General features: G+C 50.0%; 13 protein-coding genes. 5 read left to right on the forward strand and 8 right to left on the reverse strand.

All coding sequences use genetic code 11. The features are described 5' to 3' along the window. Window positions 1-28 precede the first annotated feature (28 nt). Entirely contained in the window at window positions 29-1,456 is a 1,428-nt protein-coding gene (locus tag H8B13_RS07130; protein WP_187310099.1) for a glycoside hydrolase family 30 protein, read from the forward strand. A gap of 18 nt (window positions 1,457-1,474) precedes the next feature. Here H8B13_RS07130 and H8B13_RS07135 read toward each other — a convergent pair whose 3' ends face one another. Further along, on the reverse strand, window positions 1,475-3,469 hold the full coding sequence (locus H8B13_RS07135; RefSeq protein WP_187310100.1) for an OmpA family protein: 1,995 nt from the start codon (window positions 3,467-3,469) through the stop codon (window positions 1,475-1,477). Window positions 3,470-3,786: 317 nt separating this feature from the next. Between H8B13_RS07135 and lon the strand changes: the two genes are divergently transcribed. The 4 genes from lon (at window position 3,787) to H8B13_RS07155 (ending at window position 9,954) form a co-directional block, all read left to right on the forward strand. Further along, entirely contained in the window at window positions 3,787-6,246 is a 2,460-nt protein-coding gene (gene lon / locus H8B13_RS07140) for an endopeptidase La (RefSeq protein ID WP_187310101.1), read from the forward strand. Between the two features lie 154 nt (window positions 6,247-6,400). Then, on the forward strand, window positions 6,401-7,474 hold the full coding sequence (gene porQ, locus H8B13_RS07145; RefSeq protein WP_187310102.1) for a type IX secretion system protein PorQ: 1,074 nt from the start codon (window positions 6,401-6,403) through the stop codon (window positions 7,472-7,474). Between the two features lie 225 nt (window positions 7,475-7,699). Continuing rightward, the gene (gene hslU, locus H8B13_RS07150) at window positions 7,700-9,115 is read left to right on the forward strand and encodes an ATP-dependent protease ATPase subunit HslU (RefSeq protein WP_187310103.1); all 1,416 of its coding nucleotides are present in this window, start codon (window positions 7,700-7,702) and stop codon (window positions 9,113-9,115) included. A 152-nt stretch (window positions 9,116-9,267) separates the two neighbouring features. Continuing rightward, complete coding sequence (locus tag H8B13_RS07155; protein ID WP_187310104.1) at window positions 9,268-9,954, forward strand: SDR family NAD(P)-dependent oxidoreductase; 687 nt, start codon at window positions 9,268-9,270, stop codon at window positions 9,952-9,954. A 58-nt stretch (window positions 9,955-10,012) separates the two neighbouring features. Here the strand turns inward: H8B13_RS07155 and H8B13_RS07160 are convergent, their stop codons facing one another. From H8B13_RS07160 to H8B13_RS07190, 7 genes are all read right to left on the reverse strand, one after another. Continuing rightward, on the reverse strand, window positions 10,013-10,612 hold the full coding sequence (locus H8B13_RS07160) for a hypothetical protein (RefSeq protein WP_187310105.1): 600 nt from the start codon (window positions 10,610-10,612) through the stop codon (window positions 10,013-10,015). A 31-nt stretch (window positions 10,613-10,643) separates the two neighbouring features. Next, window positions 10,644-12,158, reverse strand: a complete 1,515-nt coding sequence (locus H8B13_RS07165) for a SusD/RagB family nutrient-binding outer membrane lipoprotein (protein WP_187310106.1) — start codon at window positions 12,156-12,158, stop codon at window positions 10,644-10,646. A gap of 9 nt (window positions 12,159-12,167) precedes the next feature. Further along, on the reverse strand, window positions 12,168-15,344 hold the full coding sequence (locus H8B13_RS07170; protein WP_187310107.1) for a SusC/RagA family TonB-linked outer membrane protein: 3,177 nt from the start codon (window positions 15,342-15,344) through the stop codon (window positions 12,168-12,170). A gap of 310 nt (window positions 15,345-15,654) precedes the next feature. Further along, window positions 15,655-17,016, reverse strand: a complete 1,362-nt coding sequence (locus H8B13_RS07175) for a RagB/SusD family nutrient uptake outer membrane protein (RefSeq protein ID WP_187310108.1) — start codon at window positions 17,014-17,016, stop codon at window positions 15,655-15,657. A 22-nt stretch (window positions 17,017-17,038) separates the two neighbouring features. Further along, the gene (locus H8B13_RS07180) at window positions 17,039-20,119 is read right to left on the reverse strand and encodes a SusC/RagA family TonB-linked outer membrane protein (RefSeq protein WP_187310109.1); all 3,081 of its coding nucleotides are present in this window, start codon (window positions 20,117-20,119) and stop codon (window positions 17,039-17,041) included. 347 nt (window positions 20,120-20,466) lie between these two features. Further along, a complete protein-coding gene (locus H8B13_RS07185) occupies window positions 20,467-20,904 on the reverse strand; it encodes a hypothetical protein (RefSeq protein ID WP_187310110.1) in 438 nt (145 codons plus the stop codon). Between the two features lie 72 nt (window positions 20,905-20,976). Continuing rightward, entirely contained in the window at window positions 20,977-22,467 is a 1,491-nt protein-coding gene (locus tag H8B13_RS07190) for a SusD/RagB family nutrient-binding outer membrane lipoprotein (RefSeq protein WP_187310111.1), read from the reverse strand. Between the last annotated feature and the right edge of the window lie 14 nt (window positions 22,468-22,481).

The following is a 22,481-nucleotide window of genomic DNA, read 5'->3' on the forward strand; positions in this document are numbered from 1 at the left end:
CAGCTGGTTATTCATTACTTTCACCGATATGCGATCTTCCCTAACCCTGATTTTACTAAGTGCCGGACTTCTGGCCTTTGTTGTTGGTTGTGGTGTTTTACCTAGCTCCAAAAGCGACCGTGCCCATGCCGGCGCAGTGCAGGTGTGGCTTACCAATCCGACGCAATTGGAGCGCTTCGCCGCGCAGCCTGATTTGCCGATAGGAACAACGGTCCCAGCCGATGCTTCCATTATTACCGTTGACGTGCAGCAGCGCTTTCAAACTATGGATGGCTTTGGCTATACGCTCACAGGTGGCAGCGCAATGCTCCTGCACAAAATGGCCCCCAGCGCCCGTGCTAAGCTATTGCGTGAGCTATTTGACACCAAAGGCAATGCTATTGGCATAAGTTATCTACGCCTGAGCATTGGCGCCTCCGACCTCGATGACCGGGTGTTTTCCTACAATGATTTGCCCCCCGGTGAGACTGATCCGACGCTGGCGCGCTTTAGCTTAGCCCCGGATAAGGAGCATCTGATTCCGGTGCTGAAAGAGATTCTGGCCATCAATCCGAGTATTAAGCTACTTGGCTCGCCCTGGTCGCCGCCAACCTGGATGAAAACTAATGGTGACTCCAAAGGCGGCAGTCTCAAACCCGAATGGTATGATGCCTACGCACGCTACTTTGTAAAGTACGTACTGGGCTACGCGGCGGAAGGCATTCGCATCGACGCCATTACGGTACAAAATGAACCTCTGCACCCCGGCAACAACCCCAGCCTGCTCATGCTGCCCGAGCAGCAGGCTAGCTTTATCAAAACCAGCCTCGGTCCGGCATTCAAGCACGCCATGCTCAATACCAAAATCATCATCTACGACCACAACGCCGACAAGCCGGAGTACCCGATTACCGTTCTCAACGACCCAGAAGCCCGAGCTTACATTGATGGCTCGGCTTTTCACTTGTATGGGGGGCAAATTGAGGCGCTAAGCAAAGTACACGCGGCGTACCCCGACAAGCACATTTACTTCACTGAACAATGGGTGGGCTCCAAAACCAAGTTTGCCGATAACTTCGGCTGGCACATCAAAAACCTCGTCATCGGCGCGCCGCGCAACTGGGCGCGTACTGTGCTGGAGTGGAACTTGGCCGCCGACTCTCAGCAAAACCCGCACACGCCCGGCGGCTGCACGGAGTGCCGGGGGGCAATTACCATCGACGGAGATTCGGTGCGGCGCGAAGATGCATATTACATCATCGCCCACGCCAGCAAGTTCGTGCTTCCTGGTTCGGTGCGCGTAGCCTCGTCGGAAGTGGCTGGTTTGCCGAATGTAGCTTTTCGCACGCCAGCCGACAGACTTGTCGTAATAGTTCTGAATGAAGGCACTAAGCCCAAAATCTTCGGTATCCGCCGCGAGGAGCAAACCGTGAGTCATACGCTGCCGGCTGGGGCTGCTGCCACGTATGTGTGGTAGTGGTAGATCAGTTGACAGCTACCAGCCCGCGCCCGCGTCTTTATTCTCTTCGGGCTTAATCAAGCGAAACTCCACTCGACGATTGAACCGACTGTCCTCTTCGGTTTTCTCTTCCCGCAAAGGCTGGGTGCTGCCGTACCCTGTATTATCAATGCGATTAGGTTTCAGCTTGCCCTTCTGCTCAATATAATTACGAATGGCCTGGGCGCGGTCCTGCGATAGGGCAACGTTCACATCAGGGTCGCCGCTGGAGTCAGTATGGCCTGAGATGCTGAGCCGGAACGTGGGATGATCGACCATGTACAACGTAATCTGGTCCAGCGTCTTATGCATGGATGGGAGGATAGCAGATTTACCCTGGTCGAACTCAATATTGCGGAAAATTAGGGGCAGACGGTAGTCAATTGAGTTGGTAAGCAGGCGCATCAACGTGTCGCCTTTCAATTCAAATTGCTTCTCCACGCTGAAAAAATCCGGGCTTTGAATTAGCATTACATAGCGCGAGCCTTCGATCAAATCAAAGTCGAATGAGCCGTCGGGGCGCAGGTATTTACTGGCTACCTCAATGCCGTTATCAGTGTCGATAATGCTGACAATGCCCCCCAGCGGCTTTTTGGTTACTGAGTCGGCCAATACGCCTTCCACGTGTGTTGTGGCCAATGGCTGCGCTTCCATTGGGAGCGGGAAGGAGTAGAGGTCGAGGTTCTTGAGGTCTTTTATCTCCGACCGAGCATAATACAGATTCTTGGAGTCGCCATCAATGGTGAAGTAGTACTCCGAGCCTTTTCCGTTTACCAGTGGGCCCACGTTGCGCGGCTCCTGCCAGCGTCCTTGCACGCGGTAGCTCTTGTAGATATCAAAGTCGCCGTAGTTCAATAATTGCCCCCTGGAGCTGAAATACAGCATATTATACATCGGGTGGTAAAACGGGCTGACCTCACTTTCGCGCGTGTTAATCACAGGGCCCAGGTTCTGGGCTTTGCCCCACTGTCCATTCTTTTGCTTCGCGGTGTACCAGATGTCCGATAAGCCAAAGCCCCCCAGCCGGTCAGAAGCGAAGTAAAGCGTGTCCTCTCCCCGTGATAATGTCGGCTGCGAGTCCCACGACGTTGAGTTCACATTGGCCCCCAAACTCTTGGGCACCGACCATTGCCCATCCTGAAAGGTCGACTGAAACAGGTCGCAGTTGCCGTGGCAGTTTGGGCACTCGCATCGGGCAAAGTAGATGGTGCGACCATCCTTGGTAATACACGCTGACCCCTCATTATAAGGTGAGTTGATAGGCTTAGGCAGCGGTTCAGCATCAGTCCAATAGTCGCCTTCCTTGCGCGACGTGTATAAGTCCTCATCAATCACGGGAGTGGTAATGCCGCGGGTTTTGCGCTTGGAAGAGAATATAAACAAACCTGCTTCCGAATTCAGCGTCGGGCCATAGTCTTCCACGTCGGAGTTAATACCGTCGCCCATGCTCGTATACACTCCCTTGGGTGGGTGAAACGTGACGATATTTTTACGGTATTCAACCAAGTCGTAGTACGTCTTCAGGGGCACGTACAGATCCTGGGTTTTCTGCTCCAGCGAGTCGTAGTAGAGTTGAATTTTGGTAATATCGTGTCGGTGATGTTTGAGCGCCAGGCGGTAGTAAGCTTTGGCGCGCGCCTCATCGCCGGTGCGCTCACAAAGCTGGGCTAAGCGCCAAAGCATCGGGGTATCCTTGGTAAAATTCTGGATACCAAACTGATGCACATACGCTTCGAGCAGCTTGCGGGCCTGCGTCCAGTTTTTGCGCTTCTCCGCTCGCTGAATTTCTTTGAGCGCTTTCTTGTCCTGATAATATGCCACCCGATTTATGTTGGGGAAGCTGGGTGTGGCATCGGGACGTAAGCGTAGCTGGGGGGCTTTTTTGCCCGTAAGCGGCCGTACCTGCAAAGGCTTGTCCGTGGGCTGCTGTCCGTACGTATTCGTAACGGCTAAAAACCAAAGCAGTAAAACCAGACCCGTTAAGCGATGCATACGACGTTTTTTGAACCAAAGAGCCGCTACAATTGCCGCGCCAGAGACCAAAAATAAAAGTTTTTCAATGCAAGTGCTAAGCTTATTATCTGCCTGATTGGCTCGCTGCCTCCCGGTATTTATGCCGATTTGTCGGCGCGGCGCCAATGGGCTTTAGTGGCATAGCACTTGCCAAAGCCGTACCTTCGGACTACCGTTGCCCCTGGGGAGCTACGGAGCGCTGCAATTCTGTCATTCTGGCGCCGCCAGCTTTCCCCTATTGTATTATTATGAGTGAAAATCGCAATTCGCGCCGTCCCAAATCATCCGTTTTGCTAATGGCTGAAGATCCCGCCGAGATGGTGTCCATCATTGCCACTGACCCCGATCAGACTCTTTCCGGGCAGGACGCGCCCGAGGTGCTGCCCTTATTGCCCGTGCGTAATACGGTGCTGTTTCCGGGCGTGGTATTACCCGTCACCGTAACGCGCAAAAAGAGTATTCGCCTAGTGCGCAAAGCGTACCGCGGCAATAAGATTGTGGGCGTTTTGGCCCAAAAGAATACCCAAAGCGACGATCCAACTCTCGCCGAGTTATATGAAGTGGGCACCATGGCCCGGATCCTGAAGCTCTTGGTACTGCCCGATGGCAACACCACTATCATCATCCAAGGCCAAAGCCGATTCAAGGTAGAAGAAGAGCAGCAGGACAGCCCTTATCTGACGGCGCGCGTCAGCTATTTCCCTGAAACGTTTCCCAACAAGACTACCAAAGAGGTGAAAGGCTTGGTGTCGTCGCTGAAAGATGCGGCCGCCAAGATGCTTAAGCTCAACCCTGAAATCCCGCAGGAGGCTCAGGTTGCTCTGGATAATATTGAATCGCCGGCTTTCCTTACCCATTTCCTGTCCTCTAATATCAATGTAGAGGTAGGCTTGAAGCAGAAGCTGCTGGAAATCAACGATGGCGTGGAGCGTGGTACGCGCCTGCTGGAAATGATGCTGAAGGAGATTCAGCTTCTGGAAATCAAGCACGAAATCCAGAACAAGGTTCATACCGACATCGACCAGCAGCAGCGCGACTATTTCCTGCGCCAGCAAATCAAAGTACTTCAGGACGAGCTTGGCTTCGATGGTCCCGACCAGGAGTTAGACAAGTTGCGTGCTCGTGCCAAGGATAAAAAATGGCCCCCAGCCGTTGCTAAGCACTTCACTAAGGAGGTGGATAAGCTAAGCCGTGTGAATCCTGCGGCGGCCGAGTACCCAATGAGCGTAAACTACGTTGAGTTTCTGCTCGATTTGCCCTGGTCGGAGTACACCAAGGATAATTTCAACCTGAATCGCACCCGTAAAATTCTTGATCAGGACCACTATGGCCTGGAAAAGGTGAAGGACCGCATCATTGAGTATCTGGCGGTGCTGAAGCTCAAGCAGGATATGAAGGCACCGATTCTGTGCCTGTATGGTCCTCCCGGTGTGGGCAAAACCTCATTGGGTCGCTCGGTTGCCAAGGCGCTCGGCCGCAAATATGTGCGAATGAGCTTGGGTGGCGTACGCGACGAGGCCGAGATTCGCGGGCACCGCAAAACCTATGTGGGCGCCATGCCGGGCCGCCTTATCTCCCAAATCAAAAAGGCTGGCGCTTCGAATCCGGTTATAATTCTGGATGAGATTGATAAGGTAGGCGCTGACTTCCGCGGCGACCCGCAGTCGGCCCTGTTGGAAGTGCTCGATCCGGAGCAAAACTCCACGTTCACTGACAACTATCTGGAGGTAGAGTATGACCTGTCTAAGGTACTGTTTATCGCCACCGCTAACTCCCTCGATACCATTCACCCGGCCCTGCGCGACCGGATGGAAATCATTGACCTGACAGGCTACACACTGGAGGAAAAAACCCAGATTGCCAAAAAGCACCTCTGGCCGAAAGTACTCCACGAAAACGGCCTGACGCCGAAGGATGTGAGCATTACGCAGCCCGCGTTGCAGCGCGTAATCGATGATTATACCCGTGAGTCGGGGGTGCGTGGCCTGGAGCGCAAGCTTGGATCAGTAGCTCGTAACATTGCCAAGAGCAAAGCCTTGAAAGAGGCGCACGTTGCGGTGCTGGAGCCAAAGGACATCAGCCGCATTCTCGGCGCCGCTACTTTCGACCGGGACCTGTATCAAGACAACGAAACAGCTGGCGTAGTGACGGGCTTAGCCTGGACGTCGGTAGGGGGCGATATTCTCTTTATCGAGAGCCTGTTGAGTCGTGGTCGTGGCAAGGTGACGCTTTCCGGTCAGCTCGGCGACGTGATGAAGGAGTCGGCCGTTACTGCCTTGTCGTATTTGCGCAGCCGCGCCGATTCGTTGGGTATCGACCACCGTCTTTTCGATCAATACGATCTACACATTCACTTTCCGGAAGGTGCCGTTCCCAAAGATGGTCCGAGCGCGGGTATCGCTATTTTCACCAGCATTGCCTCGGTGTTTACGCAGCGTAAAATCCGTTCGCACTTGGCTATGACGGGCGAGATTACCCTGCGCGGCAAAGTATTGCCAGTGGGAGGAATCAAGGAAAAGATTCTGGCTGCCAAGCGCGCCGGCATCCGGGACGTGATTCTCTGCGATAAGAATCGTAAGGACATTCAGGAGATTTCAGCCGAGTATCTCAAGGATCTGACGATTCATTACGCTGCCCGCGTTGATGATGTGCTGAAAGTAGCCTTGCTGGACGAGCTGGTGGCTAATCCAATTAAACTCACAGTGCGCGACGAGCCTGCGCCAGCGCTATATGGCCCAAGTGTAGAGGTATCGTAAGCGAACAAGAAGATCCGTGCTCGCCGGGCGCATCCTTGCAGTAGGTGGAAATACCCCCCCAACGACTGCGTGAATGCACCCGGCGGGCACGGATCTTTCTATTTTACTGCGGTGAAGTGAAGTCGGAGTAGCCTAATCGCAGTATCTTGGAACGATGATTTGTCCATTGGCCTCACGTTTTTCACTTGCCTTATCTGGTTTGGTGCTGGGTGCAGTATTAAACAGCCAGCCAGCGGCAGCCCAAATTGGGGGGCAGCAAGCATTTACCTTCCTGAATTTGCCCCCCAGCGCTAAGCTGGCCGGTTTGGGCGGCGTCAACGTCAGCTCCCGCGATGCTGATGCGACCATGATTTACGGTAACCCCGCCCTGCTCAACGCCGACATGGATGGTCAGCTGGCGCTCGGCTACGTTGATTACCTCTCTGATATCAAGCAGAGTACGGCCGCCTACGTTTTCAATACCAAGTCACTGGGTCGGCTTGGCGTGGGGCTCACGTATCTAAACTACGGCCGATTTGAGCAGTTCGACGCGGCCGGCACAAGTCTGGGCGAATTCTCAGTAAATGAATACGCGCTGGGCGTATCGGATGCCTACACCAGTGGCAATTTTACGCTGGCCGGCACGCTCAAGCTGGCCGTGTCTGGGATTGCCGGCAATCATTCACTGGCTGGGCTGGTCGATGTGGGGGGCATTTTTCAACACCCAACCCAGGACTTTACGGTTGGCCTCACGGTGCGTAATGTAGGCTACCAGCTCCAGCCTTACGCTGGCGCCGCCCGCGAGCCTATGCCGCTCGATGTGCAGCTCGGGGCTTCCTTCAAGCCTGAGTATATGCCCTTGCGCCTCTCCATCACGGCCCACCATCTTCAGCAGTTGGATATTGTGTATCTCGACCCCAACCAGCGCGGGCAGCTCGACGAAAATGGGGTGGAAATTAAGCCGAAAAAGTCGCTGGGCGATAAAATTGCCCGGCACTTTGTAGTGGGGGGCGAATTGTTGTTCAGCAAGAACTTTCATCTGCGGGCAGGCTACAACCACTTGCAGCGCCGCGAGTTGCGCCTTGAAAATACGTCGGCGGGCGCTGGGTTGAGCTTCGGGGCTATGCTGCGCATCAGCGAGTTTCAGCTCGACTATACCCGCGCTTATTACCATGCCTCAGGGGCGGCTAATTACTTTACTGTGGCCCGAAATTTAAGCTCAATTTTCAACAAGAATAGCAGTAATTGATTTCATTATCAATTATTTAACTTACACCCAGAGTCCTCTAGGATGCCGCCTTTTGTGGGCCAATATTGTCAGCTAGCGACACACTTTTCCTATCGTAATTTGTTTGGTAAGTGGAGTCACGTCGATAGCCTAACCGGTAAGCACGACGTATAAGAGTCCCGCTTACGAGCAGCAGCTTACTTCACCACCTGTGGGTTTCACACCGGCCCACCTTTTATTTATCCCATGATCGAATCAGCTTCTTTTCTTACCCCGGCCCAGATAGTGGCCGAACTCGATAAATACATCATTGGCCAGCATGATGCCAAGCGCCATGTGGCCATTGCACTACGCAACCGCTGGCGCCGTCTGCATGCCCCCGCCGATATGCAGCGCGAAATAGTGCCCAACAATATCCTCATGATTGGCTCAACGGGCGTAGGCAAAACAGAAATCGCCCGCCGCCTAGCCAGCATCGCCGATGCGCCCTTCACGAAAGTGGAAGCCTCCAAGTTTACCGAAGTTGGCTACGTAGGCCGCGACGTGGAAAGCATGGTGCGCGATCTGGTGGAGCAGTCGGTGAATATGGTGCGAATGCGCCGCAAGGAGGAGGTAAAAGTGCAGGCCGCTCAGGTGGTAGAAGATATTATTCTGGACGCGCTTATTCCGCCTATTTCCAGCGGCTCTACTACAGTAGCTAAGCCTTCCGTCGGATTTGGTGGTGAGGGGAGCGCAATGCCCGACAGTGACCATGAGCTAAACGAGCGTACCCGCGAGAAATTCCGCCAGAAAATTCGGGCTGGTGAGCTCGATGACCGCAAAATCGACATCAAGGTTCAGCAGAGTAACGCCCCCGGTATTGGGGTAGTAGGCGGACCTGGTGGCATGGATGAAGCCTCGATGGCCGGCCTTCAGGATATGCTAAGCAGCATGATCCCTAAGAAAACCCGCAAGCGTAAAGTCACCATTGCGGAGGCACGTAAGATTCTGCTTGATGAAGAAGCGGCTAAGCTCATCGATATGGATGAGGTGAAGGACGAAGCCATTCGCAACGCCGAAAATGCTGGTATCATCTTCATCGATGAGATTGACAAAGTAGCCAGCCGCAACGGCAAAAGTGGGGGAGGTGGCCCCGATGTAAGCCGTGAGGGCGTGCAGCGCGATTTGCTGCCCATCGTGGAAGGCTCGGCCGTCAGCACCAAGTATGGCGTCATCAACACCGATCATATTCTGTTTATTGCCGCTGGCGCATTCCACGTAGCCAAACCCAGCGACCTGATTCCCGAGTTGCAGGGCCGCTTCCCGATTCGCGTTGAGCTGCAAAGCCTCACCAAAGCTGATTTCTATCGGATTCTAAAAGAGCCTAAGAACGCCCTTACCAAGCAGTACGAGGCACTTCTAATGGCCGAAGAAGTAGAGCTATCCTTTGATGACGCTGCTTTGGAGCGTGTGGCCGAAATTGCTTTTGAGGTGAATGAAGAGGTGGAAAACATTGGAGCCCGCCGCCTGCATACCGTTATGAGTCGCTTGCTTAATGACATTCTGTTTGATGTGCCCGACCGTATCGGCGCCAACGCGCACATCCTAATTACCCGCGAGCTAGTAGAAGAGCGCCTCCGCGACATGGTTCGCAACCGCGATTTGTCGCAGTATATTCTCTGATCATATGTATTGCTGAATAGGCAACATATTGCTTAACTACTACTGTAAAAAAGGCGGCTCCTCAGAGCCGCCTTTTTTATTAGACTTCCTCTGCAACTGGTTTGTCCGTATAAGAATTTCCTCCGACGGTCTCACCTTTACTTTCTATACCAATGCATTATTACATTATCACTGGCGCCAGCCGAGGCTTGGGCAAAGCACTGGCCGAAGAAATACTGCGCCAACCCGATACGACGGTGATAGGAGTATCACGCCACGCTACCATTGAGCACGCCCGTTACCATCACCGGCCCCTCGACTTATCTGATATTTTGGCTGTAGAAGCCAACCTCTTCACAGTATTTGCCCCCCACCCCGATGCATCCAGCATTACGCTGATAAACAATGCGGCAGTGTTAGGCCAGATAGGCTACGTGGGCGAGCTTCCCAATGAGCATTTTACGTTTGCCTTCGACGTGAATCTGGTAGCTCCGGCAATGCTCATGAATACTTTCCTGAGTAATTACGCCGCCATGAACTGCCCTCGCACTATCCTTAACATCAGCAGTGGGGCCGCGCAGCGCGCCGTAGATGGCTGGGCTGCCTATTCGGCCTCCAAAGCTGCCCTCGATACGTTGTCGCGCGCTATTCAGAAGGAGCAGGACTTGCGCGGTACGGGGGTGCGTGTTCAAACTATCTCACCAGGCGTACTCGATACAGGTATGCAGGAGCAGATTCGCGGAACTGACAACCGGCAGTTTAGCGAGGTCGATAAGTTTGTCGCGTTTCATACGGAGGATAAGCTCGCCGACCCGGTAGAAGTCGCCCACAAGATTTTAGCCTCGCTACAGACAAACTAGTCATAAAAAAGCCCCTAGATATGGTCTGGAGGGCTTTTTTATGACCAAGGAAAAGTGCTTAAGGCAAAATACGCACCCGAACTTCTGTTGTTATAATTTCTTGCCCGCTCTCCAACGTGACGAGAAACCAATAGCGAAGTGTAGTTGGATCTCGTTCATTAACTACTGGATTAGCTCCGGTAGTCATTCTCACTGTTGCAGCATCACCTGCAGTGTTAAGACCAGCGTTATACCCAGCTACAGTAGTCAATCGAGTACGGTAAGCTGAATATGCGCTTAAGCTAGTTGAAAAAGTGATTTCATTGCTGCCATTACCTGCAATAGGGCTGGGCGTTCTGGTGGCAGTATTGTAGTTAAGCAGGAAAGCGCCTCCGGTATTTAAGTTAGCCAGCGTATTTCCGGTAGCCACTCGGCTAATTTCTCTTATTGTGCCTCTACCAGCCGGAATCTGTAAAACAATATCAAATTGCCCCCCAGCGGCTACCGAGGTCGTAATGACTGGTACCCGTTCATGGTACTGAGCGTTTTTGACCGTCACCGGAATTTCAGCAATACTATCATCGAGGGGCCCAAGCTTATCACCATAGTCCTTTTCGCAAGAGAAAGTGACTGCCGACAGTATAAGGAGGGCTACAAAGCGGATTATGTTATTTTTCATGACTATCTCGTTTTAAAAAAAGTATCCAACCTTAATTGCTGGCCCACCATACCGGAACCGTAATATTGGGCCGGTCCGCTGGAACCTGGTTCGCATTGGCGGATATTTCCCCATTGGTGTAGAAGAAACGCTGCGGGATAGTTGGACTATCCGAACTGGGGTTTTCTACGGAAGCCAAGCGTGGGAAGCCCGTACGCCGATAGTCATTCCAGGCTTCGTAGCCATTACCAAACAAGGCAATCCATTTCTGGGTAATAATCTGGTTTTGTCTCTTGGTGTTCGAGCCAGAAAGCGTTACCCAACGAGCATTTGCGGGGTTGGCGAGATAAGCATCAATAGCCGCAGCGTCAACGCCCGCCTTTGTCATTGAAGCCCTGATGCCTTGGGTAAATAAGGCCTGGGCATCGCCGCCGGTGCCGAGCAATAGGGCTGCCTCTGCCAAAATAAACTTGGTCTGGAAGTTTGTTAGCATCCGCACGGGTGCGTCGCCACTGTTACCCAAAAGGTAGGGGCCGAGACGCGAACGGTTAGCAAGGGCTGCTACGGCGTTATTGCTGCCATTTTGAAAGCCCGTGAAAGTACCGAAGGCCGTGGTAGTAGCTGCTGCGTTAGCGGGCGACGTGGAGTAAAAGCGCGGTAGGCGCGGATCATTCCGCAGGTTCATGCTATCGATGAAGCGTTGGCTGGCTATCTGATCACCCGGACGGTTTGTGACATTGTAGGAGTAGAAGGGATTTTGATTGCCTACGGTAGTACCAAAAGCCAGCTGAAAGTCGTCCGCATTGTCTGATATGTAATTCGCCGGACCTTTTGCCAATACTTCTCTTATGACGGTGGCCGCCAGGGCTGGCTCCTTCTTGCTTATCTGAAGTGCGAACTTGAGCAGCAGCGTGTTACCAAATTTTCGCCATCTCGGAATGCTGCCTCCGTAGATTAAATCATTGGCGGCAGTTGGCACAACAAGACCCGGTGGCTGATCTAAATCACTAAGGCCCTCCCGCACCAAATCGAATAAGCTTTGGATTTCTAACTGTGAGTTGCCTTTGTAAATGTCCTCCTGTTTGTCAAATCGAGGCTGAAGCTGGGCGGATCCTTTAAGTGCTTGCGAATAAGGCACATCACCCCATATATCTGTCGCTACGGCGAAGTTATATGCTTTCAAAAGCTTAGCGATGCCCGTAAAGGCAGGTCCACTCCGATCACCAGTGTCTATGATATTTTGAGCATCAGCTAAAGCACCAGCATATATGTCGAATTCCCACTCATTATTAAAATCACCCCGAATAGCATAGCGGTCATAGGCCGGAGTCTGAATGCCTTCAGCACCTGCCATATGCTGTACAAATAGCTCACCCACTCGGCCAATCGTATTGCTATTGATGAAAGCCGTACTGGCTTGGAGCGAGCTAAGTACTACACCTGCAGGTACCTCACCTGGGCTATTAGGATCAACATTATCGCCAAAAAACTCGTCTTTATCGCAGCTTGCAGCACCTAGGAATAAAGCTCCTGCTACAGCATAACGGGCAAGAAAGGAATATTTCATTTTCATGGTCTACAAAGTGAAGCGAAGGTTTACACCATATGTGCGGGAGTTCGGCGGTCCCTGCAGGTCAAGGCCCCGAATATTGCCAGCGCCCTGCGTATTGAGTTCGGGGTCAAAATTGGCATTAGGAGCGTAGTAGAAAAGATTACGTCCTGAAAATGAAACATTGACTTCTCCGAATGGGAGGCGCTCCAACACTGGCTTGGGAAGGCTATAACCAAGCGTTACTTCCCGTAGGCGGTATACCGTGGCATCGTACACACCTAGGTCGCTTTGTAAGCCGAATGATCTCCAGTAATCCTGGGCACTTATCTGAATGTTGTTCGGGCGGTAAGACTTACTTCCATCGGCGTTAGTTTCCTCAATAACACCTGGAATAACCCGGGGAAGCTCTCGGTCTCTTGCTGTTTCTTCTAAAGCACCAGCCGATTTATAAAAGTTGTTTGTAAACGAAACTACGTCGCCCCCTTGGTTGGTATCAACCAAGAACGAAAAGGTGAGGCCCTTGTAAGAAAAGGAGTTGTTTAATCCTGCCTGCCAATCATAATTTGGGTCAGCGATGATTTCGCCGGCTACATCAGGCGCAAACAGGCCGGTGGTCGGATTAATCAGGTATTTGCCATCAGGAGAAGTTGGTTTCTTGAAGCCTACAATAACTCCATAAGGCTCCCCAACTACGAAAGAAGGTGTTGTGCCGATGAATGCCCCGCCCGCAATAGCCGATCTTGTTACTCCTTCGATCAGGGAAACAACCTCATTGCGGATACGCGTATAATTTAGAGTAGCGTTCCAGGTGAAATTGTCGCTGCTGATAGGGCTGAACGATACTAAGCCTTCTATACCCTTATTATCTAATCGGCCGGCATTGGCAATGCGGGTTCTATAGCCTGTTGAGGCTGGCGTTGCTAATGGAATGATTTGATCACGGCTTGTCTGATAGAAATAAGTGGCCTCAATACTCAGACGGTTCTTGAAAAACCCAAGGTTGACTCCGCCTTCATAGGAACGAGTGAACTCAGGTTTCAAATCAGGGTTGCCTTGCTGATTTCCTAAAGCAAACCCACCTGCTCCATTGAAGGGGAAGTTTAGGTTGGCAACGTTGTTACCAAAAGCAGCTACCCCATATACAGTTCCTAGATTGTAGGGATCTGTATCACGGCCCACTTCAGCCGCAGCTGCCCTTATTTTACCATATGAGAAAATATCCGATGAGATATTAAAAGCATCGGTAAATACGAACGCAGCGCTAGCTGAAGGATAAAAGAACGTATTGTTCTTCTTCGGTAATGTTGACGATTCGTCTATCCGGCCAGTTAAGGTCAGATACAGATAGTTATTGTAGGCCAGATCCAGCGAGCTATAATAGCCTAATAGGCGACGAAGACTGGTAGTTTCGCCGGTACCATTGGAATAGACGGAGGCAACGGAAGAGTTCTCGAAGCCACTTACAAGTAAGTTGTCAGCTTGCGATGTAATCGATTGGAAGCGACGAGAGTTGATTTGCTGACCAAGCAAAAGAGTAGCATCTAAGCCTTCCATCAGGATACCTTGCTTCTTTAAGGTCGCAATAAAGTCACCGGTGAATTCGCTCCTAAAGAAGACTTGGTCAACTATTTGGCCCGTAGGCACGCGGGCTCCACTCGGAGTAGAGACGTTTTTACGACGATCGGTATAGGTATCTAAGCCCCCCCGGTACAACACATTCAGCCAAGGCGTAATGTCATAGCTTACATTGGCTACGTTGATAAATCGAGTCAGCTTCGAGGTAGTTCGTATATTCTCACGATTCCAGCGAGGGTTATCGGTGCCCGCGAAAAAGACGTTTCTACCTGTAATTGGGTCTTTGTAAGGCAGGCCCATTAAATCATAGCTACGCGGTATACTCACCAGCGACCCGAATGCACTGGCTCCATTACCTATTGCCGAGCCGAGCTGATCAGTTGTAACGAAGTTTATAGAGGCCCCAGCTCTAAGTTTGTTGAGTAGCAAGGTATTACCACCCACATTCACATTCAGGCGGCTCAAATCGTTAAATTCCGATATGCCTTTCTGATCGGTGTTATTAATCCCCAGTACAAAGTTCTGGTCGGCGGTACCGCCACGGATGTTAACACCATTGGTGAGCAGACGACCTGTGCGGAAAAAGTCTTTTATGTTGTCTTCGTATGCTCGGTAAGGTAGTTCACTACCATTACCCAGAATTAAGCCATTAGGTACTGTTTTTGGCCCATCGAAACGAGGCCCCCACGATTGAGTACTACCCGTATTAACATCTCCGAAAGCCGGGTTAGCAGCGGAAGGTAGCGATGTTAAATTAGTGCCATTAAGGCCTTGCCCATATTCATTTTGGAAGTCCTGAATACCATATACTTGCTGAAACGCGAGACCAGAAGTAGCAGTTATCTCTAATTTCTTATTGGCATTGCGGCCTGACTTGGTCGTGATGATAACTGCTCCTGCCGCTGCCCGTGAACCGTATAGAGCGGCGGCAGCCGGACCTTTCAGAATGTTGATGCTCTCGATTGTCTCCGGATCAATATCGAGTGCTCGGTTTGCGGTTTGCGCACCACCCAACGAGCCCAGCGTACCTCCACCACTTGTCCGATCCAGATTATTACTGACTGGAATGCCGTCCACAACAAACAGGGGCTGATTACTACCCTGTAGCGATGTAATCCCTCGGATATTGATGTTTGTGGATGCTCCTGGCAATCCACTGGAATTGGTAATATTAACACCCGATACTTTGCCCTGTAGCGCATTCAAGACGTTGGGCTCTGACTTCTGCGAAATTTGCTCCGCCTTGATTTCCTGCGTGGCAATGCCTAATGAACGTGTTTCCCTCTCAATGCCAAGTGCCGTAACAACTACTTCGCTGAGTTGCTTTGTGTCGCTGGCCAGAGCCACATTTACCTCATTGCCTTGCCCAATTACTACTTCTTGCTGCGTGTAGCCGATAGAGCTGAACACCAAGCTACCCCCGGCAGCCGGTACACCCAATGTGAAGGTGCCATCTGCATTCGTTGAGACGCCATTGGTGGTACCCTTAAGAAGTACCGTTACTCCAGGCAGGCCTTCTCCCGTCTGTCGATCCGTGACCCGCCCTGATATGCTCCGGTCCTGAGCACTCACCTGCCGAAACAGAGTGAGGATGAGTACCATGCTCATCAATAGAATTTTTTTCATTCAGTTGATTGTTGTTAAGTGAGTGAGATAGACTAAGATAACGAATGCTGAAATTATTTAACATGCTTGTAATAAGTGTGTTATGTGAATTTATAAAGCTATTATGAATATTTTTCTAACCCACCAATCAGACGAATAGTACACCTCGACTATAAAAATTATAAGTTTTCTGGTCTTTTCATTTAGTAAACACAAACTGTTAGCTTAACAATTTGTGTTTTACAGGGTAGGCCTTCTTGCTGATAAAGCATAAATAAAAAAGCCCCCCAGCTAAGTAGCTGGGGGGCTTTTTTGAAGAAAATACTAAATCCTAGTAACCAGGGTTCTGAGTTATGTTCGGATTGTTAACCGTTTCCCGGAATGGAATGGGGAAAAGGACACGGTTTGGATCTACAATGCTTAGTGTACTCTGGGCTCGTCCTGTGCGTACCAAATCAAACCAACGATGTCCTTCCATCGCAAGTTCTACCCGGCGCTCTTGGGCAATAGCATCTAATAGTGCTGTTTGAGATAGAGCTACTCTTGGAGCCAGTCCAGCACGCACTCGAACTCTATTTAATAGAGTAAGTGAACCGGTCAAATCACCCAATTGAGCTTTTGCTTCTGCCCCTATAAGCAGGATCTCAGCAAAACGGATAGCACGGTAGTTATCAGTACCTGTACCTGGATCAGTGTATTTGATACCAACCCCTGAGGCAACTGTTCTGCTATTTAATTGGAACGCGCCATTAGAAATAGAGGCATCCTTACGCTGGTCACCAGCTTCGTACGCCGTGGGCAGCGTACTAGCGGGCCCAGTAGGGCTCACTTCGTTCCGGCCACCGTTCGTTCCAGGTAAAAAGAAAAAGGCCAATGAGCTTTGCGTATTGGCATCAAACTGAATTTCCCAAATTGATTCAGCCGAATTCTCAGTTGTGAATACAGTCCGGTAACTAGGTAGCAACTGAAACCGATTGCTGGCAATAATCTGATCAGCAGCAGCGGCTGCGGCTTGCCAATTCTGGCGGTACAACTCTACACGGGCACGAAGCGCAGTAGCAGCCGATTTAGTGGCTCGTCCTACGTTCACTTCCGGCAATGCTGGTTCGGCAGCTGCTAGATCAGCAAGCACTTGCTCGTACACGGCAGCTCGAGGCGTGCGTGCAACGTTCAATGTTGCATCAGGAGTAGAGGTAGGAGTGAGCACTAAGGCTACATCGCCCCAATACCGAGTTGCATCAAAGTGCGCATAAGCCCGCAAGAACAAAGCTTCCGCTACGAATGCATTGCGCTGGTCTTCATTAATGCTAGTTATAGATGGAACCTGAGCAATGACGTTGTTAGCGCGGTTGATGGTGCGATAAATCGCGAAATAGATATCCTGGTTATTAACGTTATCAGTCAGGATATTACGGTTTTTAACCTGGGCGTAAGTCGGGAAGGTACCAATGTGAGCCAAGTTATCCGCAGCCAAGTCGGCAAAAACAGGATAAAGCAGTCCTAGGTAGTTGGCACTAGTTAACGCTCCATAGATGCCAATTACTGCCCCACGAGCACCTTCTAGGTCAGTAAATACATCGTTGCGGTCAACTGAAGTTTGAGGAGTAGGTTCAAGAAAGTCAGAGCAGCTACCTGCACTCAAGCCCAATAGCCCAAGCATTGCTAGTGTTGCTAATTTGGAACGAACGGTCATATAGTCAGAGAAAAAGAACAAGTTAGAGACCCAAGTTAATGCCTACCTGAACGGTGCGGGCTTGTGGGAAAGTCAAGAAATCAGTGCCCAAAGAAGTGTTGCTACCGCTGAAAGTATTGATCTCAGGGTCGAGGCCAGAGTAGTCAGTGAAGGTTAATAGGTTCTGACCTGAAACATAGATACGAGCGGTCTGCAAGCGAGCCAATTTGGTAATGCCTTCAGGAATGTTGTACCCCAATGTCAACGTCTTCAGACGTACGTAAGAGCCATCTTCGAGGAAACGCGTCGAGGTCCGGCGGTTATTGTTGGGGTCACCTTGCGCTGCCCGGGGCATTGTAGTGCTGGGATTGGTAGCCGTCCAACGGTCTCTGACAGCAGCAAGCTGGCCAAACTGGCCATTCATGCCCTCAGCAAACGAGCGAGTGCTGTTATAAATCTCATTGCCGTACTGAAACTGGAAGAAGAAGCCTAAATCAAAACCTTTAAAGCTCAACTGGTTGTTGATGCCGCCGAAGAATTTTGGCTGGGCTGAACCAATAATATCTTGGTCTGCTGCCGTAACAAGACCATCACCATTCAAGTCGCGGAAGCGAATATCGCCAGGGCGAGTGCCTTGAGCCTGATAGAATACAGTTTGGCGACCAGCAGCCTCACGGGCCGCAGCGTTATCAGCATCAATCTCTGCTTGAGTTTGGTAGATGCGGTCAACTTCATAACCATAGAAGCTACCCAGTGGTGAGCCTACCTGCACGCGGTTAGCAAAGCCAGACAAAAAAGGAGCGTTGTTAACCAGCGCCTTCACTTCATTACGAATAAAGGACAGGTTGAAGTTAGTAGTCCAGTTAAACGCCTCACTTTTTATGGTCTGTGAAGTCAACTCAAGCTCCAATCCTTTATTCTCAAGGCTACCAATGTTTTGAGTAACCGAAGCAAAACCAGAAGTTAGCGGCAGTTGACGGTTCAGCAGCAAAGCATCAGCCTGCTTACGAAACACGTTAGCCGAGAACATAAAGCGGCTATCTAAGAAGCCTAAGTCTACGCCAACGTTGACTTCTTTCGACTTTTCCCAAGTCAAGTCACTTACACCGATTTGGGTAGGTACAAGGCCTGCTAGTTGATTATAATTAGCTAAGTTGTCGCCACTTACACCATAAAGGTTGCGCGAAGCAAAGTTGCCAATCTCGAAGTTGCCCGTTTCACCGTAGCCACCACGCAGTTTCAACTCGTTGAGGAAAATCTCTGGAAAGAAAGCCTCTTCCGAAATACGCCAGCTTCCTGAGATTGCAGGGAAGATGCCGTATTTGTTTTGCTCACCAAAGCGTGATGAACCATCACGACGTAAAGAGCCGCTTACTATATAGCGCCCCTTGTAGTCGTAGTTAGCGCGGCCGAAATACGAAAGCAGCGTCCAGAGAGTACCATCCGAAGAAGCTTCAGTTCTGACTGAACCCGCAGCCAAGCGAGTGATTTTGTTCGTAGCGAATCCTGAAACAGTCGTAGTAATACCCTCTTGGGTAGATTTAATAGCGCTTTGACCAGCCAATAAGGTGAGGTTGTGGTCACCAAATGACTTATTAAACGTCAGGGTATTCTCTGTTTGCCAAAGCACATCGTAACGGCTGTTAGCATTGCCCAAGCCGTTGCTGCCTGTAGCCTGCAACAAAGTACTTGGCAAGAATCGATCTTCCTTCAGGTTTAGATAGTCGGCACCTAAAGAAGTGCGGAAGCGTAAGCTCTTAAGGATATCTGCCTCAGCATACACGCTACCAATCAGACGATTGTTACGCGCTTCCAGAATAGGCAAGGTCGCAGCTGCGACGGGGTTCTCAACCGAGGAAAAACGGTCCCGGCCAAAGCTACCGTCGGCATTGTAAATAGGAGTCTGGGCACCCAGTAATACGGCAGCACTCAGGACACCGTAAATGTTGTTGTCATTAGCAATACGGTTGTTGAGTGAACGGCTGCCCGTTACATTCATCCCGATCCGAACACGATCAGAGATCTTGTTGTCAAGATTAAACCTTACGCTGCCACGCTTAAAGCCTGACGCAATGATAATACCTTCCTGATCGAAGTAGCTACCTGTAATCAGGAAACGAGTGCGCTCGTCCCCGCCAGATGCCGTAAGGGTGTAGTTGCTAATGCGAGCTGAACGGAATATTTCATCCTGCCAGTTCGTGTTAGCGCCGGTGAATAAGGATTGTGAGGCTGTTGGGGTAGCGGCTACATATAATGGTGCCTGTCCAACGTTAGCGCGCTGTTCATTAATCAAGTCCTGAGATTCCTGACCAGTAAGAACATCCAAGCGCTTAATGGTTTGCTGAACACCCTGATAAGTATCAAAAGTTATTTTGGTGCGGCCAGCCTGACCACGCTTGGTTGTAATCAGCACAACACCATTGGCAGCCCGGGAGCCATAAATAGCAGCAGCAGCGGCATCTTTCAGAATTTCAATTGAAGCAATATCATTCGGGTTGATATCAGAAAGCGCGTTCAATTGCTGGTTACCAACCCCGATATTAGAATAACTACCGGTATTGATTGGCACACCATCTACTACATAGAGTGGGTCGCTACTAGCGGAGATGGAGTTATTGCCACGGATACGCACCGCAATGCCACCGCCAGGCGTTCCGGAGTTTGCCGTAACCTGAACGCCCGACGCCCGACCTTGTAGAGCCTGATCAACGCCAGCGATGGGCTGACCTTGAAACTCTTTCGCATCAACTGAGGTGATAGCGCCAGTAACAAGCGCCTTAGATTGGCTACCATAGCCGACTACAACTACCTCACTTAGTGCTTTGGTATCGGCTGCCAGCCCTACATTAATTTGGCTATTGGTACCAATTGCCTGTTCTTGGGTAGTATAACCAATAGAACTGAATACCAACGTACCTCCAGTACTAGGGACTGAAAGGGTAAAGCTTCCATCCGAATTAGTTGAAATACCATTACTAGTACCTTTCACAAGGATGGTTACACCTGGCAATCCTTCCCCGGTCTGTCTGTCTGTAACCCTACCAGAGATGCTTCGATCTTGGGCTGTCACCTGCTGCAACAGGGTGACAATGAGCAGAAAGCTCATTAGTAAGATTTTTTTCATGCAATAGATTGATTAATGGAAAAAGGTGAGTGTTGAGCTAAAGTAATTATAAATTAAATGAGATAATATTATCGTAACATGTTTTTAACATGATTTTTTGTAAAAGATATTACATATTATAATAATTATACAAAAATTGTATTTTCAGAGTAAATTAAAATATTTATATGAAAAGGGTTATATATAATAATGCCTTTAGGGATTAAATAGATTGTTGTACTTTATAGACATGATATCATAAAAGCCTGAATCTGAAAGATAACGCTCACAAAAAAGCCCCCTAGAATTTTCTAGGGGGCTTTTTTAAGGGGTAATACACATTTATGTATTACCTCTATAATATTTAACTATTGCACAATCACAGCAGTAAAGTAGCGAGTAGCTACAGTGCCATCTGGCATTGTAGCATCAACTTTAAACGTGTAAGTGTTAGCCGCACGAGTTGAAGTGGGGTTAGTGCCTGCACCTACAACAGTGCCAGTAGCACGCACTGACCTTGCTGGAATATTGAGTGTAGCACTACCGTCAGCTACGGCAAGCGTACCTAGGTCTTTTGTGCCACCCGTGTAAGTGCTTAAAACACGTACAGAGCTGGCACCCGGTGCTGATATTTTTAAGACAATATTACCGGCTACTTTATAGTCGGCTGTGTTCTTGTCGATAAAGTCGTCAAAGACGATTTGAGTAGGAGGGGTAACCCGAAAGTTCTCTTCCTCTTTCTCGCAGCTGGCTAATGTTATTGCTGTTACGAGTAGCAATAGCATGTGATAAATGGTTCTTTTCATGAAAGTAATCTTATTAAAGAGAAGGGAAAGTGCCTCGTGAATAGATATGCTTATTCACGAGGCGACTAATTGCTAGCGACCTGGATCCCAGAAGACTGCTGGAGCCGTCAAGTCTGAACGCTCAGGCGTGTTAGTTGGATTAGCGACACGCTCCAAATCAGAGTAGGGCAGAACTCTAGGTATCTGAGGGAGAACAGCGTTAGCAGCAGGGTTTAGAACAGGATATTTGGTGCGGCGCCAATCCGTCCAAGGTTCTACAGCAACACCAAAGTTAGCTACATACTTCTCCTCTATAATAGCCCGTAGAAGCGCTTCAGCCCCGTTAGATGCAGTATAAGCAGCAATTTGAGCTGGCAAGCCTGCTACATAAGTGTCAATGGCAGTAGTAGCTACTCCTGCCATTTGCATGGAAGTGCGAACACCAGTAGTCAGGGAAGTAGTAGCACTAGCTACGTTACCTGTACGGAAGTAATATTCAGCCAGAATGAAGTGATACTCAGGAGCAATCAACATTCGGATAGGAGCAGCTCCTGTATAGGTAGTTGTAGTACCTACAGTTGTGGCTTCTCCTCGTAGGTAAGTATGCATCCGAGAGAAAGCGGTAGAAGGCGCACCAGATGCTCCTGTGCCATTGCCAGCACCAGTGTACTGACCAGCTACTGGAGAGGCCGTAAAATAAGTAGCACGGCGTGGGTCTGACTTAGTATTCATCAAGCCAACCAATGTTGAACTCGGGAAAAACTGGTTAGGACGGCGACCCTCGAATTGATGAATTGGGTTTTCATTGTTCGAAACGGCGGCAAAATCCATCTGGAAGTTATCAGCTGCTGTGCTGATGAAATTCGTTGGACCCTGTGCAATCAGAGTAGCAATATTGCTAGTGGCAGTGGCTGATACTTTTGGGTAGTAATGTACATACAACCGCAATTTTAGTGTATTAGCAAGCTTCCTCCACTTATTTAGATCACCACCATATATTAGGTCATCAGTGAGGGGAGATAAATCAGAGGCTTTTCCTAGATCCTCAACCCCTGAATCAATAAGGGCTAGAATGCTAGTATACACAGCATCTGATTTATCATATTTAGGCTGTACGTTTCCAGCAAACTTCAGTGCATCTGTAAACGGAATATCACCCCAAGCATCAGTAGTAATGGCAAAGGTGAAAGCCTGCATAATCTTGCTGATACCAGCGTAGCGAGGGCTATTCGTTTGCGTCTGCTCAATGAGCTTCTGCATATCGGACAAGGCACCACCATAAATGTTTGTACGCCAGACGTTGTTCATGTCTGTTGCAGTTACATTGTAACGGTCGTACTCCGCACTCTGTATACCTGCGCCACCCTGACCTGAGAATTGCTGTACAAACAGAGAGCTATAGCGGTGAATATCGGAGCCCATTAAGAAGCCGAGATGACTTTGAGCAGCCACCAGCACGTTAGGTGCAGGAGCAGCTAGCACCGCATTCGGACTCTGGTTCACGTCTAGAAAATCGTCGCAGGCACCCAGCAACCCTAGCATGGCTGTGAATGCGACATATTTAGTAAAGCGGAAAAATCGCATGTTATAAGAATTAA

Source organism: Hymenobacter sp. BT188, from assembly GCF_014333585.1.
Lineage (GTDB): Bacteria > Bacteroidota > Bacteroidia > Cytophagales > Hymenobacteraceae > Hymenobacter.